This is a genomic window from Pauljensenia sp. C0170B5 (assembly GCF_056590195.1).
In genome coordinates, this window is sequence record NZ_JBWPVR010000012.1 from 32,962 (window position 1) to 49,445 (window position 16,484).

Below are 16,484 nucleotides of genomic sequence, written 5' to 3' on the forward strand. Positions count from 1 at the left end.
GAACAAAGCTTTGCGCATTAGTTGGCGAGGGGATCATCTTCTGATGCGGAGGTATCCGAGGTAGCAGGAGTGAAGCCGAACACTTGAGCGACCAGTCGGCCCGACGCTAAGACGCCCTCAAGTAAATCGCCTTTCGCTATCTGATCAGTGGAGCGAATCAGATCTCCACCCGGCGTGCGCAACAGGGCATACCCGCGATCCAACGTTGCCTGAGGGGACAGAGCCCTCAACGTGCCGATCGCTCGAGCCAACCCCGTTTGCTCGCGGGACAGCATTCGCGACAGCGCCACTGACAGACGGCCGCGCAAACCGTCCACAACCTGCACGTGGCGCTCGACAATCGCCCTTGGCTCGACCATCACTGGACGCGACGTGACCAACGAGAGACGCTCGCGCTCCCTGCCCACCACGCGCGCAACCGCAGAACGCATGCGCGAGGCGGCCTGAGTCAGCCCAGCAGTCTCCTGCGCCAAATCCGGCACGACACGGCGGGCCGCATCCGTCGGCGTGGACGCACGAAAATCAGCAACCAGATCCAGCAGAGGAGCGTCGGCCTCGTGCCCAATGGCTGAAACAAGCGGTTTACGAATCGTTGCCGCAGTACGCACCATCGTCTCATCAGAAAACGGCAAAAGGTCCTCGACCGAGCCGCCACCACGGGCCACTACGATGACATCAACATGGCTCAGCCCGTCCAGCTCAGTCATCGCCGCGCACACCTCCCGCACCGCGTGCACGCCCTGAACAGCAACTTCGCGAATCTCAAAGCCGATCGCAGGCCAGCGCGCGCTCGCGTTGACCACGACGTCATCTTTTGCCTTGGCGTTGCGGCCACACACCAAACCAATCACCTTCGGGGCGAACGGCAGCGGGACTTTGCGTTCGGGAGCAAACAGGCCCTCGGCCGAAAGCTTGCGGCGCAGCATCTCAATCTGCGCGAGCAAATCGCCCAGTCCCTGCAGATGGATCTCCTCAGCCCGCAGATTGAGCGTCCCGCGCTTCTCCCAAAACACAGGAGTCGCACGAATCACCACGCGCGCCCCTTCTTCAAAGCCCGGGCCGGTGCGGTCCAGTACCGAAGGGAACGCGGTCACAGTCATGGATGTATCCGCTTGCACGTCACGCAGCACGAAAAACGCCATACGAGTGCCAGGTCGCGGCTTGTATTCGACGATCTGGCCTTCAACCCACAGTGTCGACATCTTTTCGACATAGGTCTTGATGTTCTCAGTAAGCAGTCGCAGAGGCCATGGGTTCTCCCTCGTCGTCATCGCTGCCTTGGGGGCGAGCGTGCGCGCACCGGGCTGGCCCGCGTTCATTGACGAGGGTGGCCGGCCGCTTCCGGGCTGGCGGCCATCTGGCATATGCGGAGACTGTGAAAATGACACGATCCAAGGATGTCACATCACACGACGATGCGGACGGTGGAGCGCTGCCGTGACGTGGGATTCATTACGCTGAGGATGTCAATAGGTGTCATAGACGTTAGATTGGACGTATGAATCAGGACGCCGCTGCGCATCGCGCATCTCCCGTGTCGCTTCCGTCGCCCTCGTTCCCACGGCCGCCGCAAGATGATGGTGGGGCCGGATCAGGCCAGGACCAGACGCCTGAAGGCGGGCGCGTGCTCGTCGCTGCGCCGCGTGGGTACTGTGCGGGCGTGGACAGAGCGGTCGACGTCGTGGAGAAAGCGCTCGAACTGTACGGGCCGCCTATCTACGTGCGCAAAGAGATCGTTCACAATAAATACGTGGTGGAAACTCTGTCTGAGCGCGGCGCGATTTTCGTGCAGGAAGTCGACGAAGTTCCCGAGGGAGCTCGGGTCGTGTTTTCCGCGCACGGAGTGTCACCGCAGGTGGTGGCCGCAGCGCAGGAGCGTCACCTCGCCACTATCGATGCGACGTGCCCGCTCGTGACGAAAGTGCATCGCGAAGCGGTGCGTTTTGCGCGCGAAGACTATGACATTATCCTGGTGGGCCATCAGGGGCACGAGGAAGTCGAGGGGACGTTTGGTGAGGCTCCCGACCATATTCAGGTCGTTGGATCGCCTGACGAGGTTGACTCGGTGACGGTGCGTGACCCCTCGCGCGTGGTATGGATTTCGCAGACCACGCTCTCTGTTGACGAGACGCGGCAGACGGTTGACCGGCTGCGTGAACGATTCCCGGAGCTGACGGATCCTCCCAGTGACGATATTTGCTATGCGACGCAAAACCGGCAAGTTGCAGTGAAGTCGATTGCGCCTGACGTTGATGTCATGATCGTGGTGGGATCGGCGAATTCGTCGAATTCTGTGCGGCTGCTGGAAGTTGCGCTGGATGCCGGTGCCGGTTCGGCTCATCGTGTTGACCGAGCAAGTGAGCTGCGCGAAGAATGGTTTGAAGGTGCTCAGACGGTTGGTGTCACATCGGGTGCGTCCGTGCCGGAAGTGTTGGTGCGAGACGTCATCGCGTGGCTGAAAGAACGCGGTTTGACGCACGTTGAGCAAGTGCGCACCGAAACCGAGACGACAACGTTTGCATTGCCGCGTAATTTGCGTATGGAGCTCAAGAAGTCGGGGCTGATCGATGCGCGCCCGCACGCACCGCGGCAGTCAGGTGCGAACCACACGCATTGACGGTGACGCCCGGTGCAACGAAGGCGCGAGACGCTGCTGACTCACCACAAGATATCTGCGCGAATTTTCTGGTGTGTGCCGAGTGGTCGCTTGCACGCGACCACTCGGCACACACATGAATGAGGCGCAGGACACGGCTTTCCGCATACGCGCACAGGAATGCCTACAATAGGGCACGTGTCTTTGACTATTGGAATTGCGGGACTGCCCAACGTCGGCAAGTCGACCCTCTTTAACGCCCTGACGCGCGCATCAGCGCTCGCAGCGAACTACCCCTTCGCCACGATCGAACCAAACGTGGGAGTGGTACCGCTGCCTGATCCTCGTCTGGACGTTCTAGCAAAAATGTTCAACTCAGAAAAGATCATTCACGCCACCGTCTCATTCGTTGATATTGCGGGCATCGTGCGTGGCGCCTCTGAAGGCGAAGGCCTGGGCAACCAGTTTCTTGCCAACATTCGCGAGGCAGACGCAATCTGCCAGGTCACACGCGCATTCGACGACCCCGACGTTGTCCACGTCGAAGGCAAAGTTGATCCGGCCAGTGACATTGAGACCATCTCAACAGAACTGATCCTTGCTGATATTCAGACCCTTGAAAAGCAAATCCCTCGCCTCGACAAAGAGGTCAAGGGTAAGAAAACAGATCCGGCAGTTCTGGCGACGGCGAAAGCCGCCCTCGAACTTCTTGAACAAGGCACCGTACTATCCGGGCCCGAGGGAGCAGCGCTCGACCAGGATGCCCTTAAATCGTTCCAGCTGATGACGGCGAAACCGTTCATCTATGTCTTCAATATGGATTCCGAGGGGATGGCAGATCGCGCCAAGCAGGATGAACTGCGCGCCCTCGTCGCACCCGCTGACGCCATTTTCCTGGACGCCCAATTCGAGTCCGAACTCATTGAACTTGACGAGGATGACGCCCGCGAAATGCTCGAAGAGTCAGGGCAAGCAGAATCTGGCTTGGATCAGCTGGCGCGCGTGGGATTTAGCACCCTCGGACTGCAAACATTCCTCACCGCTGGTGACAAGGAATCACGGGCATGGACGATTCACCAGGGAGATACCGCCCCCGAAGCTGCCGGCGTCATCCACACCGACTTCCAGAAAGGTTTCATTAAAGCCGAGGTCGTTAGCTACGACGAGCTGGTTGAACTGGGCTCGATGGCGGAGGCGCGCGCTCACGGGCGGGTGCGTATGGAAGGCAAAGACTACGTCATGCAGGACGGTGACGTGGTGGAGTTTCGTTTCAATGTAACCTGAGGCGCGCTAGTGTTAGCGGCATGACAACACGTGCTGCTATTTACCTCCGTATCTCGCTCGATGCTGCCATGGACGGCCTCGCCATCGACCGGCAGCGCCAGGACTGCGAAGCCCTTGCCGAGCAACGCGGCTGGGACGTCGTGCATACCTACGTCGATCAGTCGATCTCCGCGTCGAAGAAGGACGTGGACCGCCCCGACTACGACGCGATGGTGGCGTCCTTTGAGCGCGGCGAGATCGACGCGATCATTTGCTGGGACCTCGACCGCCTCACACGGCAGCCCTGGCAGCTCGAAGAGTGGATCGACAGGGCAGAGGAGCAGGGGCTGAAACTCGTCACTGCGAACGGTGATGCTGACCTTGCCACCGACGGCGGCAGAATGTACGCGCGCATCAAAGCAGCCGTGGCACGCGGCGAGATCGAGCGAAAGAGCATGCGCCAGTCTCGTGCGCAACAGCAACGCGCCGAGCAGGGCCGCTGGTACTCCGGCGGTGTGCGCCCTATCGGCTACACCTCCACCGGCGAGATCATTCCATCCGAAGCCGCCGCCGTGCTCGGTATGTTCCGCGCTGTCGAGAGGGGCAACTCCATGCGCGACATTGCGCGCGCCTTATCTGGGGTCGATCAACCGGGCTTGCCGGATATCCCGACCACGCCGCGCCATATGTACACCGTGGTCACAGAGCGCAACGCTCGACGCCGCGCTGAAGGCCAGGAAGAAAAGCCGGTTCCCGACGCGCAGCCGTGGGCCTACACGTCGTTGCACTCGATCCTGCGCAACCCCGTGTATGCGGGTTACTCCACTTATAAGAAGGCCAAGCGCAAAGGCGTGAAGAACAAATACCGCCGTGTCACGCATATCGTCCGCGACCCCGATACCGGCGAGCCGGTGAAAGGGCAGTGGGAGCCGATCGTCACACCCGATCTGTGGTGGCGCGTGCAGAACGTGCTCGATGATCCCGACCGGCTGACCAACAAGGAGCGGCGTAATACTCGCCGCCATCTTGGCTCGGGTCTGTATGTCTGCGACGAGTGTGGCAATCCCGTGCGCACGCATGCCGACCGCTACCGCTGCGCCGCCTGTGGCTTAGTGCGCACGCATAGCGTCGATGATTTTGTGCTCGCCGTGATCCGCGCCCGCCTTGGTCGTGACGACCTAGCAGACCTGTTGCCGACTGCGGATGACGACGAGGTCGACGCCATCGACGACGAACTCGCTGAGCTTCGCGCAAAGCTCGCCCGCGTCCAGGCTGACTACGACGAGGAGCTTATCGAGGCCCGTGACCTCAAGCGCGCGCGAAACCGTTATGAGCCGCAGATCGAGAAACTCGAAACGCGCCGTGCCCGCCTTGCTGGCGCATCGGCGCTGCTCGACACAACCGGCTACGCCTCGCCCGTGGACGCCTTCGACAACGCAGAGCTTGCCGTGCAGCGCCGTGTCATCAACACCCTGTGCCAGGTGCGCCTGCGCCGTGGCGTGCGCGGAAGCAAGACCTTTAACCCCGAATCAGTCCAGATCGTGTGGAACTAGGTTGCAGTGTGTGACACGTCAACAATCGCGCGCATGTGCTGCGACGCGCGACGCTCCTACGAAGGAACGCCACGGAGCCGGCAGTTCGGGGGAGATCTGCCTTCGTGTATCGGGGGTGACACTGCTCAACCGTGGCGTTCGGGGAAAGTATGACACGGCTCTTGTTACCCCAGAGGTCGTAGGTTCGAATCCTGCCCCCGCTACCAACTTCCAAGCCCCTACCAGGAGAAACACTGGTAGGGGCTTTAGTTATTTCTCTTAAGGCGCACGTCCTGGGACTCAAATCGGGACTTTAGCGATGGCATTTTGTCACTTAAGCCGGTTTGGAAGTGATGGGGTTAAGTGACAATTTTCGATTTTGTGACCTTGGATGACTGTGTCGTTTTGAGGAGTCGTCTGCACGGATTTCAGAAGTCCTCTGTACTATCGCCATCCACTCCGGAGAGGCCGCGGGCGTTCGTCCACTTCATCTGGAACGCGATTCGACAGAGCGCATTCAATACGATGGTCTTTTTCTCCCTGCGAAGGATGGGGGCAGTTTAGGGTGCCAGGGTGTTGACCAGATCGAGGAATTCCTCAGCGTAGGCAATTTGCTTGCGTAGCTTTTCGTAGCGGGTGCGCGTCTCCTCACGAATGTCGGCAAGGGTGGCCTTGGCATTACTCCGTGCCTGCTGTGCGGTATCACTGTCCTGCCCGCCATCTGAACTATGAAGAATCTCCGCAGCTTCCAGGAATTCCCGCATCTGATCCAGAGTAAACCCCAGCGGTTTCATCCGTCGCACCAGCAAAACACGACGTACATCAGCCTCACTATAAAGCCTGAACCCACCAGGGCTACGCCCCGATGGGGTAATCAGGCCAACGTTGTCATAATAACGCAAGGTGGGAATCGACAACCCCGTCTGGTCAACGACCTCGCCGATCTTGAAATTACTGTTTTGCATTGCCTGTTCTCCTTCACGGTGATGTTGCCCACGGGTTCCTGTGCCTGGGTTGGCGGTTGAGTAAAACTCCCGCTACCATGACCACCATCACCAAACCTAAAGTTACTAGAGGGTTGGATTCCTTTCGGGCGTTCGCCCAGTTACCTATCCCCTCAAAGATTGGACATCTATGACTGAAACTAGCACGGCGGCCCCCCGCCCCCTCCTGAGTCCAGACGGCGCTGATGCCCCTACCGGGATCATCGCATCCTTCCGTTACGCATTTTCTTCCCCCGCCCGTATCCGTATAGAGATTCTGGCCGGACTGGCGGTATCCCTGGCGCTGATCCCTGAGGCCATTGCCTTTTCCATCCTTGCCGGTGTTGACCCAGCCATGGGTCTGTTTTCCTCGGTAGTCATGGCCATTGCGATCGCCTTTACCGGTGGCCGCCCGGCAATGATCACCGGCGCCACCGGGGCTATTGCCCTAGTCATTGCTCCTGTGGCGCGTGGTTACGGGATGGATTATTTCATCGCCACCGTCCTGTTGGGCGGTGTCCTACAAATCGTGCTCGGCGCCCTCGGTGTGGCGAAACTTCAGCGTTTTATCCCCCGATCGGTGATGCTGGGTTTCGTCAATGCACTGGGCATTATGATTTTCACCGCCCAACTCGAACACCTCATTGATGTGCCTTGGATAGTCTACCCACTCGTCGGCTTGGGTGTGGTGATCATGATTTTCTTCCCGAAGCTCACCAGTGTGATCCCCGCCCCGCTGGTCACGATTATCGTGCTCACCGGTTTGGTCATTGCCGCCGGTTTGACTGTCCCGACGGTCTCGGACATGGGCAAGATGCCGGAAACCTTACCGTCCCTGTTTATTCCGAACGTGCCGTGGACGTTGGAGACCCTGCAGATCATCGCGCCTTATGCCCTGGCCATGGCCGTGGTCGGTCTCATGGAATCGTTGATGACCGCCAAGCTCGTCGATGACATCACCGACACTCATTCCGATAAAACTCGTGAATCCTGGGGACAGGGGGTGGCTAATATTGCCTCCGGTTTCTTCGGCGGCATGGGTGGCTGCGCGATGATCGGTCAAACCATGATCAACGTCCGCGAATCCGGGGCACGTACCCGCCTATCCACCCTGTTAGCCGGTGTGTTCCTGCTGGTCCTGGTCCTGGCACTGGGCGACATCGTTGGCATGATCCCGATGGCTGCGCTGGTGGCAATCATGATCATGGTCTCGGTCGGCACCATCGACTGGCACTCGGTGCATCCACGCACCCTTAAACTCATGCCGGTCTCTGAGACCATTGTTATGGCCGTGACGATTATTGCCACCCTAGCCACCAGCAACCTGGCCATTGGTGTGGTGTTGGGTGTGGTCACCGCGATGATCATGTTCGCCCGTCGGATGGCACATATCGCTTCCATTGAAAAGGTCTCCGAGATCGACGGCGACGGCGATGGAGAGATTGATACTCGTACCTACCGGGTGCATGGCCAGTTGTTTTGGGCATCAAGCAATGACCTGGTTTATCGCTTTGATTACACCGATTCTGCCCGTCATATCACTATTGATCTCACTGAGGCGGAGATCTGGGATGCCTCCACGGTCGCGACCTTTGACGCGATTACGCAGAAGTTCCAGGACAGAGGCAAAACCGTGTCCATTATCGGGCTCGACGGTCCCAGTCAGGACCGGCTGAACCGCCTGTCTGGCCGGCTTGGCACCGGCCACTAACATCCCCCGACTCGAGCACATCGACTTGGCGCCCCAACTTATAACCGGGGCGCCAGTTTATTGGTGCTGTTGCAAAGTTGGGGCATAGGAAGAGCATAAAAGAAGCGTAGCGGTTAACCGCTACGCTGTGTTGTGGGGATTTTTACTTTTTACGGTGCACGTGTTCTAGTTAGTGGTTCGTTTCTTTCCTCGGGTGATTGCGACGGTATTCCTCGACTAAGTGAGCAATACCCGGCGCAGCCTGGGACAACATCCAGGTCATAAGCGCTATAAGAACCGCTATGACGATAAGTGTTAACGCCAACCAGCCCAGTGTTGGGCCGATGCCGTTGGCCTCCTGGACGTGACCCCACAAGGCAGACACGCCGTCGGGTATGCCGAGCATACTTAGCAGCCCGTTCCCCAAGGCTCCGACAGCAACGAGTGCGATAGCAACGAAGAGAACACTGGCTGCAATCTACGAGGCAGACATGCAGGCCTTAATAAAGTTCGTGTTCGACTTTTCCATGTCGTCGTTGTACTTTTTGCGCTCTGCACGTATCTTCTCCAGCAGCTTTTCGTTGGACTCCTTCTCCTGGAGCAGGGCGCTGCGAGCCTTCTTAGATGCTTCTGCTGCCTTGTGCAGGCTTTCGGACTCTTTCGACATTGCCTCAGATACAGCTACTTCTACCAGCGGTTCCAGGCTAGAAGTCAGGCTCGAAGTCATCTGAGCGTTCAGGCTCTGGCTGCGACCCGAACCACATCTACTCAGACACCATCTCCGGCACCAACTGGCAGCGGCCCGGCCTCGATGACGCGCTGGCGTATATGCGCCCCGACGACACCCTCGTCGTCACACGCCTCGACAGGCTCGGCCGCAGCCTCGCTGACACCGTGAACACCATCGCCGACCTGGCGGAGCGTGACATCAACGTCAAGGTGTTGGAGCCAGCGCTGGACACGTCGAAGCCCACCGACAAGGTGGTTATCAACGTCATGGCGAGTCTTGCCGAGTGGGAGCGTGACCTGCTTGTCCAGCGCACCCGTGAAGGCGTGGCGCACGCCCGCGCACAGGGCAGGGTCGCCGGCCCCAAGCCGAAGCTCGATAAGGAGCAGGCGCAGATCGCCAAGGAGCTTATCGAGGGCGGCAAGTCTGTCAGCGCAGTAGCCAGGACATTCAACGTCTCGCGGCCAACAATCTATCGCGCTCTCAAGCGCATTGACACCGACGCTTAAGCACAGGCTGCGCCGCTAGCGCTCGCACCCGGTAAGCCAAGCATCAGGCTGCGCTAGCGACGCCCAGCGCACATAGGCACTGCACTGCTGGGATACGCCTGCGACCGGCAGGGCCGGGCCGAATTCGGGATTGACCACGTACACCCCGTATTCGTGTAAAGGAGCACTGCCATGTCCACTCATTCCCACACGCTTGCATCCCACGGCGAGATCCTCGCGAACCTCCCCGGCATCCTCGGGTTTTACCCGAACAACTCGCTGATCCTCGCGTTCTTCGTCGACGACGAGGGCGTCGACACCGTCCGCCTCGGCCCGGTCGCACGGTTCGACCTGGACGAGGCCGTGGAGAAGCTCACCGAGAGCCGCGAGCGGTTCGCAGCGTGGGTCCACCACCTCGAACTCGACGCTGTTATCGCGTACATGATCAGCGATGACATTGCACAGCCGGTCTTCGACGAGACGGCCACGTACCTCACCAGCGGGGCAGTGCACCTACCGCCGCTGCTCGGGGTGGTGCAAGTGCCCGAGATCGTCACCGGGGCTGCCTGGTGGTCGGTGTACCAGCATCCGTTCATCGACGAGCCACGCCACGGCGTTGTCGGCGAGGTCGCCGCATCGGCGGCGCTTCAGCAGATGCTAGAGCACACCGGAGAGCTGCCGGAGCCGAGCAAAGACGACATCGAAGCACGGTTGAACAGCACCGATCACGGCATCGACGCTGCCGAGCACACCGACATCATCGAAGACGCGCTGGCGTATATCCCGCCCATGTTCGCGGACGTGCTGCAGCGTGAATACGAGCAGGCGGCGGCAGGGATCACCCAGCCGAGCACTCGTGCTGTTCGGTCTGCGCTGAAATGCTTCACCACGCCGCGCTTGCGAGACACGCTGCTCGCAGCGCTGCTCGATGAGCCGCAGGCTGGCCTTGCGTTCATAGAGCAGGTTATGCGCGCTGTCCCGACCAGCTGGCCGGGGATGCGGGCGCAGCTCACCGCCACTGTTGCCGTGCTCGCTCACGCCACAGGCCAGCCGGGACTAGCTGGCGTGGCTGCGCAGCGAGCCACCGAGATCGGACCAGACGAGAATTTCCCGTCTCTGGTGGCCAAGCTGACCGACATTGGCCAGGGCGAGCGGATGGTCGAACTCGTCCGCGAGGGCGCTGAGAAGACCCGCACGATCTTGTTCACCGAGTAACACCACACACCCCGTTGCAGCGATGCAACGGGGTTTCTTTTTCTCGCGGGGCCGTGGCCTGCAGAGATGCACACCTAGCGGGGCGGGGGAGAACCCCCTAGACAGCAGAGCTGTCTCCAACAGACGGATTGACCATCCATCCGAACAAGGAGGCACCTGATGCGCGACATCACCCACACCGACCTGGAACTGCTCTACCAGCTTGCCGACGGCATCGACGGCGAGGACGCCGATCCGGGCGCAGCACAAGAACTGCGCGACCTAGAGGCGGCAGGCACACCGCTGCCCTGGGCAGTGCTGTAACGACAGCTCAACCCCCGCAGCGGCAAAGCCGCTGCTTAAGTACCCAAATTGCACGGCAAATCACACCCACTCACGTAAGGAGAACCATCATGTCCAACCCCTTCAACAACGGCACCATCGTCGGCAACGCAGCTCGCGCACCCAAGCTGTTCGAGCACGCAAACGGCGGCGCGACGGTGAAGCTCAGCGTCTATGCGCGCAACACCTTCAAGAACAAGTCCACCGGCAAGGTGGAAAGCGAGATCGTGGAGCTGACCGGCTACGTCCAGGACGCCGCGAACCCCGGTGTGTTCGGCTGCATCGGCTCCGGCGATCGCGTTGCGGTGAGCTACTCGCTCAAGACCGACGTCTACACCGACAAGGACGGTGTGAAGCAGTACCCGCTGGTGGCGCGCATCGACACGGTGCAGCTGATCGATTCCAAGAAGGAGTCCGCTGCTCGCGCTGCCCGTCGCGGAGGCGAGGCGGCGACCGCCGCCCTGGCTGGCGCTGAGGGCGAAGAAGTACCGTTCTAACTACGAAACCCCGCAGGGAAACCTGCGGGGTTATTTTTTCAACCATTTCACACGCCAATTTGCTGCGAATCACTTGTGCAGTTTTACGGTGCAGTGGTGCGGTGCTTTTACTGGCGTTTCTGCTGCGCAACTCACTGCACTATGTAGTGTCTGTGACATTTCATTAACACGTAGGTTGCACTGTGTATTGGGCACCCATTTCATCGACACGTTTACTGCGCAATCAAATGCCCTGTCACTTTAATGACATGTGAATTGGGCAGTGAAGTGGTTTGTCATCCTATTGACACCTTTACTACGCAACAGAATGACAACGACATTCTGTCGGCCCTTCTACGGACATCTCTTCTGCGCAGCACATGCCCCGTCGTACACACCGACGTGCTGCGCACTATCTCCGCCACTCAACAGGCCAATTCACTGCGCAACGTAGTGACACCGGCCCCGCCTAGCCGAGATTTCTTCGATTTTCGCTGAATATCAGCCGTTTACCCGCCGCCAATGACCTACGACGCCGACGGCCCCCTGTTAGGCCCGCAGAAGGCCGTACAGGGCAGGGGAGAGCAGTGCTACAACTCCATACCGCCATCACGATCACGCTGCTGTTGCTGCTGGCGGCGCTTCTCGATGCGCTCGCGTGCACGCTGCTGCGCCCCGCCCTTCTTGCCTGAGGTCTGCGACTGCCTGAACAGCGTGTAACGCTCAAGCAACTCTGGGCTGCGATGCAGTTCTTGCACCAGGAACTTCTTATCCAAGTGCTCCAACTGTTGTCCTGACTTCACCGCTTCTTCGATGATGATGGCGGCTTCATCTTCGGCGTCCGTGTGCGCGTTGCGGCGGATCTGATCAGCCTCATCGCGGGCATCCTTGCGCGTTACTGCAGCGTCGCGTGTGGCCTCGTCGCGGATGCTCGTGGCCTCATCTCGTGCTTTGCTGCGGATCGTCTCGGCGTCGCGCTCAGCCTGCTTACGGGCCTCGTCGGTCTTGCGAGTGATCGTCTCTGCTTCGCTGCGAGCTGCGGCTGTAATATCGCCCGCCTTGGCCCGCGCAGTCTCTTCGGCTCGTTCGAGCAGCTCGTCTGCTTGCGCTTCGGCCAGGCCCAACTCCTGCTCAGCATCCTTGCGTGCTTCGCTGCGGATCTCTTCGGCTTCTTGCTCGGCCTTCTCGCGTGCTTCCTTGAGCACACGCTCGGCAACCTCGCGAGCCTGTGCTTCAGCATTCTCCTGTACGCGCTGGGCTGCTTCGCGGGCTTCTTGCGCCTGTTCAAGTTCCTTAGCAGCCTGCTCGCGGTCACGATCAATTGCGTCCATGTCGCGCTGCACGGATCGCTTCTTGACTTCCACATCATCCTCGCGCTTGGCGAGATCGCGCTCCCGGTCTTGTTGCTCGGTGTAGCGGTCGAGGTTGAGTGACTCGTCATGACGTTCGGAGACTTCTAGTTCCACCGGATAGCCGAGCGAGTGCATGTGTTCGCGCAGGCCCCGTTGCGCGTCGATGAACTTCTGGTTACCCGAGATCTGCTTGCCCTTCTTCGGGCCGGATGTGTACCGCACTGAGGTGTCAGTGTTGTACGCGATGCCGGGGCGGCAACGGAGCTTGTCGGGATCTTCGGGCTTCGGTGAGAACGTATCCGCCTGGAACTGGATGTGTGGCGTTGATTCGTCAAAGTTCATATCACCGCCAGCGACTGCGTCGATACCGCCGGGGATGAAGTTTTCTGCAAGCCAGCGCATTGACTCTTCGAGGTACTGCTTTGCTTCCTCGTAGTCGCGGGCGACATAGCGCGGACGTTTCACTTCGCGCCCGTCCACCTCACTGGTGTAGTAGTCGGGGATCTCCTTGCACATCGACTTCGGCAGATACACGACGAACAGCGACGTCTTGAAACTGTTCTTCTGCACGCGCACTCCGTCCATCCGAGGCGTCTACGGCCGCCACAGGGCCGTACAGCCGTGGCCCACAAAGATGAACCAATCGAGTCGCGGCGCTACACATTTGCATCAACAGCTGCCGCTGGATCTGCTGCAGCGCGACGCGCTGCGAAACACACGTCGCTGGCGGTGCTCGTTACATGCGCTTGCGCGCATATGGCCGCCGCGAACGTGATGCGTCTGCACAGATACTGTGCTTATGGCACGGGCCGATATGGAGTGTGTTATTCGACCCGTGTTGTTATCACCCGCAGCAGCATCAACACCGCCTTGCGGCGGATGGCTCGCTGCGGGATTTGGAACACCCTGCAATAACCGCCTGGCGGCGGTGCCAGAGTGCAGGGTGTGGCTGTGCGCACCACGTAAACGATGTCGGTCTTGCCGTTCGGTTCGACGCCGTGGCACGTTCGCAAGCTCACGTTGCACACGGCGTGCGCGATGACGCGGGAAGACGCCGCAAGCGGCGTTTCCACCCGTCATCGGCCCTTACTTTAAGACCGACATACAACGACTGACGCCGTATGTGGTGCGCACAGCGTGGCGACCTGCAGGTTTTGCGTAGGCACCATGTGCGCTTCGCGCATCAACGGGCCGTTTCGGGTAAGGGTCGAAGACCACGTTACAACCCGAAACACGCAGGTCGCAGCCCCCTTCTGTGTCAAAACCCCTATATGTTTGTCGTTATAGGGGTAGAAGGGGGAAAAGGGCATAAGGGGGTGCGACGCCTCCGCTGCGCTCCGGCGCTCGGCATAGCCGAGGCACTGCACCGGGTATTACTACTCGCTGGCGCTCGCATAACCCGGTGCCCGGCGCTGGCGCGCCGCCCCCTACAGCCCCAGTCTCAGACCTCGCTCGCTCGGTCTGGCTGGTGCTGTCTTGCCCTCCGCTTGCGCTCCGGTCAAGATGCCCAATAGTGCAGCTGACGCTGCACCTTGTGTGATGACCCATGCTCTGCATCACGACACTGCTGGCAATCCGATATATCCCGTCGATATGTATTCGGATATGCCAGCATCGATGTGTCGTGTTTGGGTCATCACGAAACGCTCCATCACGGCAAGCCTGCCGAGATGGATATTGGCGTATCTCACGACGCGTCCATAATGCGGCGTCCGCCGCATACCATCTGCCGTCGCGGTCACACCTTCAGCAGCATGACTGCTGCTGAAATTCGTCCTGTCCACGCTGCTGTCTTTGCTGCACCCACGGCCCCGTCTTCGGCATATTTCAAGTCCACACAAGACTATGCCGGCCAGAACCGCGCATAACAGCAGCGCGACATACCGCCAGCCATGTGGCGGATGATCCAGGCGACGGGGCAGACGTGTATATGCCCCGTCGCCGATACCGGCGCAAGCATCGTGACAGTGTCACGTGTAGCGGTGCCGCAGCCACCCGCACACACGCGAAAACCCCGCCCTTGCGAGCGGGGTGTGTGGCGACATCAAACGTGACGGCTGTACGTCGTCACGCCGCGTGGCCGTACACACATGAGGTGATTGCGTGTACGGCTAAAGGGTTAGTCGGGTACAACTTCTAGATGCCGCTTCGGCTTACTGCCCTCGGTGCTCTCAGGCGTGTCGCCGTCACCGTTCTCAGGTGTATCGCTGTCCCCTTCGGTGCTGGCGGACTTGTCACCGTCCCCTTCGGTGCTGGCGGACTTGTCACCGTCGAGATTCACCTCGAACTCTTCGGCATACTTGCGCAACTGCGCAAGGCGCTCCTTTGTCGCTTTGTGTGCACGGCGCGCCTCGTTCACGGTATCTTTTGCTTGCTGCTCATCGCGCAGCGCTGCTGCGTAATCGTCTCTGAAAGACATGGTTTGTTCTCCTTGGTTGAACGAACTGTTTATTTGGACTCGGGGCACGACGGTGGAGCGCGCGTGTGTAGTAGCACGGCCATCACCCATCAGCCCTCGCACTCAGTTCAAGACCCAGCCTGACTAGCTGAGCTAAGCGGCGGGATCTCGTCGTAGGCGGGTTTGTCCGCATTAGTGCTTCACACCGCCCAGCACCGTGACGAGCTGCTGGCGCTGCTCATCTGTCAGTTGGGGCGCTGCATTCACGACGGCATCGACGAAGCCGTCGAATAGCTGCGGGGCAGGGCGGCGTGCGGCCGCGAGGTAGGCGTCGAGATCGTCTTGGCGAATCCGATAGGCGGTGCCGAAACGGTGGAATGAAAGACGGCCCTCTTTAATAGCTTTTCGCAACGTGGACTCGGAGCCGACGCCGAGATCGGCGAGTTCCTGCAGCGTGTAAAAGCGTGGCGCGACGGCGGTAGTCGTGTCCTTTTCGGACATAGAAAAACGCTCCTGGGCAGATTGATCTGTCCCGGAGCGGGGTGCTTTACCGGCTTGCTATTCAGGCGGCTTGGAGTGCCGTGCTCAACTCGCTAGAACGGTGGTCTGCCGTCCCATCGCTTTACGGGAGCGCTTACTCCCTACCTGACCGCTTTTGTGGTTGGCAATGCCGTTGCCGACCGGTCTATCTCGTCGGAGGAACCGCGCCTATCACGGTCGAGAGGCTGTCTCTTTATGAATTATCCTCGGGGTTATCCCCCGTATGCGGCTGGCTAAACCAAAAACGAATTAAAACGCCACATACGGTCTGGGGGCCATCGTACGGAACTTATGCGTCGCGCACAATAGCCTGCGACCTAATCTTTACGAATCGAACCGAGCACGTTTCTACACGCCACGTGGCACGGCTGGGGTGTTGTGGTGGGGCAGCTGTTGTGTGGCGGCATGGTGACACGCAAGGGGCGCGCCTTTTTGTGACCTGTGACACGTCTATAGTGTGCTCGTTTCGTAGTTTTGACCTCGTTTCGTAATTTGCCGATCAAAATACGAAAAAATTACGAAACGCTCTACCTGCGGTTTCGTAGAACTACGAAAATCGGAAAACCAAATTACGAAACACGCGATAACGCTGTGGCCTGCACAGACACGTCACATTTCGGGGATGTTTCGTAATTTTGCGGCATTTCGACCCAAACCTTTTAAGGGAGAGACACAGACACACATTACGGGCACATGTCTACGACATAGACCGTCCTCATTGAGGGCACGCTGCAGGGGTTGTAGCTATGTGACACGGCCGGGATGCTGCGTCACGGTGACACGCAAGGGGCGCGCCTTTTTATGACCTGTGACACGTCTGTAGCGCGCTCGTTTCGTAGTTTTGACCTCGTTTCGTAATTTGCCGATCAAAATACGAAAAAATTACGAAACGCTCTACCTGCG

General features: G+C 59.5%; 15 protein-coding genes. 8 read left to right on the forward strand and 7 right to left on the reverse strand.

The annotated features are described in order from the left end of the window. Window positions 1–17 precede the first annotated feature (17 nt). On the reverse strand, window positions 18–1,319 hold the full coding sequence (gene xseA, locus AC1EJZ_RS10395) for an exodeoxyribonuclease VII large subunit (protein ID WP_092648736.1): 1,302 nt from the start codon (window positions 1,317–1,319) through the stop codon (window positions 18–20). Window positions 1,320–1,498: 179 nt separating this feature from the next. On the opposite strand from xseA, the gene AC1EJZ_RS10400 reads away from it, so the two are divergent. The 3 genes from AC1EJZ_RS10400 (at window position 1,499) to AC1EJZ_RS10410 (ending at window position 5,412) form a co-directional block, all read left to right on the forward strand. Then, window positions 1,499–2,617 carry a 4-hydroxy-3-methylbut-2-enyl diphosphate reductase gene (locus AC1EJZ_RS10400; RefSeq protein ID WP_082628558.1) on the forward strand — a complete coding sequence of 373 codons (1,119 nt, stop codon included), beginning with the start codon at window positions 1,499–1,501 and terminating at the stop codon, window positions 2,615–2,617. A 177-nt stretch (window positions 2,618–2,794) separates the two neighbouring features. Beyond that, window positions 2,795–3,880 (forward strand): redox-regulated ATPase YchF, encoded by a 1,086-nt coding sequence (gene ychF / locus AC1EJZ_RS10405; RefSeq protein ID WP_480289430.1) that lies wholly within the window; start codon window positions 2,795–2,797, stop codon window positions 3,878–3,880. 20 nt (window positions 3,881–3,900) lie between these two features. Continuing rightward, window positions 3,901–5,412, forward strand: coding sequence for a recombinase family protein (locus AC1EJZ_RS10410; protein WP_058237073.1), 1,512 nt, complete (start codon window positions 3,901–3,903; stop codon window positions 5,410–5,412). 539 nt (window positions 5,413–5,951) lie between these two features. Here AC1EJZ_RS10410 and AC1EJZ_RS10415 read toward each other — a convergent pair. Next, on the reverse strand, window positions 5,952–6,356 hold the full coding sequence (locus AC1EJZ_RS10415; RefSeq protein WP_005293770.1) for a MerR family transcriptional regulator: 405 nt from the start codon (window positions 6,354–6,356) through the stop codon (window positions 5,952–5,954). 169 nt (window positions 6,357–6,525) lie between these two features. Here AC1EJZ_RS10415 and AC1EJZ_RS10420 point away from each other — a divergent pair, with 169 nt between their 5' ends. Continuing rightward, a complete protein-coding gene (locus tag AC1EJZ_RS10420) occupies window positions 6,526–8,085 on the forward strand; it encodes a SulP family inorganic anion transporter (RefSeq protein ID WP_034664651.1) in 1,560 nt (519 codons plus the stop codon). 457 nt (window positions 8,086–8,542) lie between these two features. On the opposite strand, the gene AC1EJZ_RS10425 is transcribed toward AC1EJZ_RS10420, so the two are convergent. Beyond that, on the reverse strand, window positions 8,543–8,731 hold the full coding sequence (locus AC1EJZ_RS10425; RefSeq protein WP_480294851.1) for a hypothetical protein: 189 nt from the start codon (window positions 8,729–8,731) through the stop codon (window positions 8,543–8,545). Between the two features lie 95 nt (window positions 8,732–8,826). On the opposite strand from AC1EJZ_RS10425, the gene AC1EJZ_RS10430 reads away from it, so the two are divergent. From AC1EJZ_RS10430 to AC1EJZ_RS10445, 4 genes are all read left to right on the forward strand, one after another. After that, complete coding sequence (locus AC1EJZ_RS10430; RefSeq protein WP_480294857.1) at window positions 8,827–9,300, forward strand: recombinase family protein; 474 nt, start codon at window positions 8,827–8,829, stop codon at window positions 9,298–9,300. A gap of 171 nt (window positions 9,301–9,471) precedes the next feature. After that, window positions 9,472–10,494 carry a DUF4192 domain-containing protein gene (locus tag AC1EJZ_RS10435; RefSeq protein ID WP_480294853.1) on the forward strand — a complete coding sequence of 341 codons (1,023 nt, stop codon included), beginning with the start codon at window positions 9,472–9,474 and terminating at the stop codon, window positions 10,492–10,494. A 159-nt stretch (window positions 10,495–10,653) separates the two neighbouring features. Further along, window positions 10,654–10,797 carry a hypothetical protein gene (locus tag AC1EJZ_RS10440; protein WP_016456431.1) on the forward strand — a complete coding sequence of 48 codons (144 nt, stop codon included), beginning with the start codon at window positions 10,654–10,656 and terminating at the stop codon, window positions 10,795–10,797. Between the two features lie 89 nt (window positions 10,798–10,886). Further along, the gene (locus tag AC1EJZ_RS10445) at window positions 10,887–11,312 is read left to right on the forward strand and encodes a single-stranded DNA-binding protein (RefSeq protein ID WP_016456430.1); all 426 of its coding nucleotides are present in this window, start codon (window positions 10,887–10,889) and stop codon (window positions 11,310–11,312) included. 569 nt (window positions 11,313–11,881) lie between these two features. Here AC1EJZ_RS10445 and AC1EJZ_RS10450 read toward each other — a convergent pair. The 4 genes from AC1EJZ_RS10450 to AC1EJZ_RS10465 all read right to left on the reverse strand — a co-directional run bounded on the left by AC1EJZ_RS10450 (window position 11,882) and on the right by AC1EJZ_RS10465 (window position 15,542). Further along, the gene (locus tag AC1EJZ_RS10450) at window positions 11,882–13,228 is read right to left on the reverse strand and encodes an ATP synthase F0 subunit B (RefSeq protein WP_040693938.1); all 1,347 of its coding nucleotides are present in this window, start codon (window positions 13,226–13,228) and stop codon (window positions 11,882–11,884) included. A gap of 971 nt (window positions 13,229–14,199) precedes the next feature. After that, window positions 14,200–14,427 (reverse strand): hypothetical protein, encoded by a 228-nt coding sequence (locus tag AC1EJZ_RS10455; RefSeq protein ID WP_480294856.1) that lies wholly within the window; start codon window positions 14,425–14,427, stop codon window positions 14,200–14,202. A 335-nt stretch (window positions 14,428–14,762) separates the two neighbouring features. After that, entirely contained in the window at window positions 14,763–15,062 is a 300-nt protein-coding gene (locus tag AC1EJZ_RS10460; RefSeq protein ID WP_024058949.1) for a hypothetical protein, read from the reverse strand. A 171-nt stretch (window positions 15,063–15,233) separates the two neighbouring features. Next, on the reverse strand, window positions 15,234–15,542 hold the full coding sequence (locus AC1EJZ_RS10465; protein ID WP_024058948.1) for a helix-turn-helix domain-containing protein: 309 nt from the start codon (window positions 15,540–15,542) through the stop codon (window positions 15,234–15,236). Window positions 15,543–16,484 lie beyond the last annotated feature (942 nt).

Coding starts and splice junctions, on each gene's coding strand:
- AC1EJZ_RS10425 (WP_480294851.1), bottom strand. CDS start 8,731: ATGTCGAAAGAGTCCGAAAGCCTGCACAAGGCAGCAGAAGCATCTAAG.
- AC1EJZ_RS10445 (WP_016456430.1), top strand. CDS start 10,887: ATGTCCAACCCCTTCAACAACGGCACCATCGTCGGCAACGCAGCTCGC.
- AC1EJZ_RS10465 (WP_024058948.1), bottom strand. CDS start 15,542: ATGTCCGAAAAGGACACGACTACCGCCGTCGCGCCACGCTTTTACACG.
- AC1EJZ_RS10435 (WP_480294853.1), top strand. CDS start 9,472: ATGTCCACTCATTCCCACACGCTTGCATCCCACGGCGAGATCCTCGCG.
- AC1EJZ_RS10440 (WP_016456431.1), top strand. CDS start 10,654: ATGCGCGACATCACCCACACCGACCTGGAACTGCTCTACCAGCTTGCC.
- AC1EJZ_RS10400 (WP_082628558.1), top strand. CDS start 1,499: ATGAATCAGGACGCCGCTGCGCATCGCGCATCTCCCGTGTCGCTTCCG.
- AC1EJZ_RS10420 (WP_034664651.1), top strand. CDS start 6,526: ATGACTGAAACTAGCACGGCGGCCCCCCGCCCCCTCCTGAGTCCAGAC.
- AC1EJZ_RS10415 (WP_005293770.1), bottom strand. CDS start 6,356: ATGCAAAACAGTAATTTCAAGATCGGCGAGGTCGTTGACCAGACGGGG.
- AC1EJZ_RS10460 (WP_024058949.1), bottom strand. CDS start 15,062: ATGTCTTTCAGAGACGATTACGCAGCAGCGCTGCGCGATGAGCAGCAA.
- AC1EJZ_RS10450 (WP_040693938.1), bottom strand. CDS start 13,228: ATGGACGGAGTGCGCGTGCAGAAGAACAGTTTCAAGACGTCGCTGTTC.
- AC1EJZ_RS10410 (WP_058237073.1), top strand. CDS start 3,901: ATGACAACACGTGCTGCTATTTACCTCCGTATCTCGCTCGATGCTGCC.
- xseA (WP_092648736.1), bottom strand. CDS start 1,319: ATGAACGCGGGCCAGCCCGGTGCGCGCACGCTCGCCCCCAAGGCAGCG.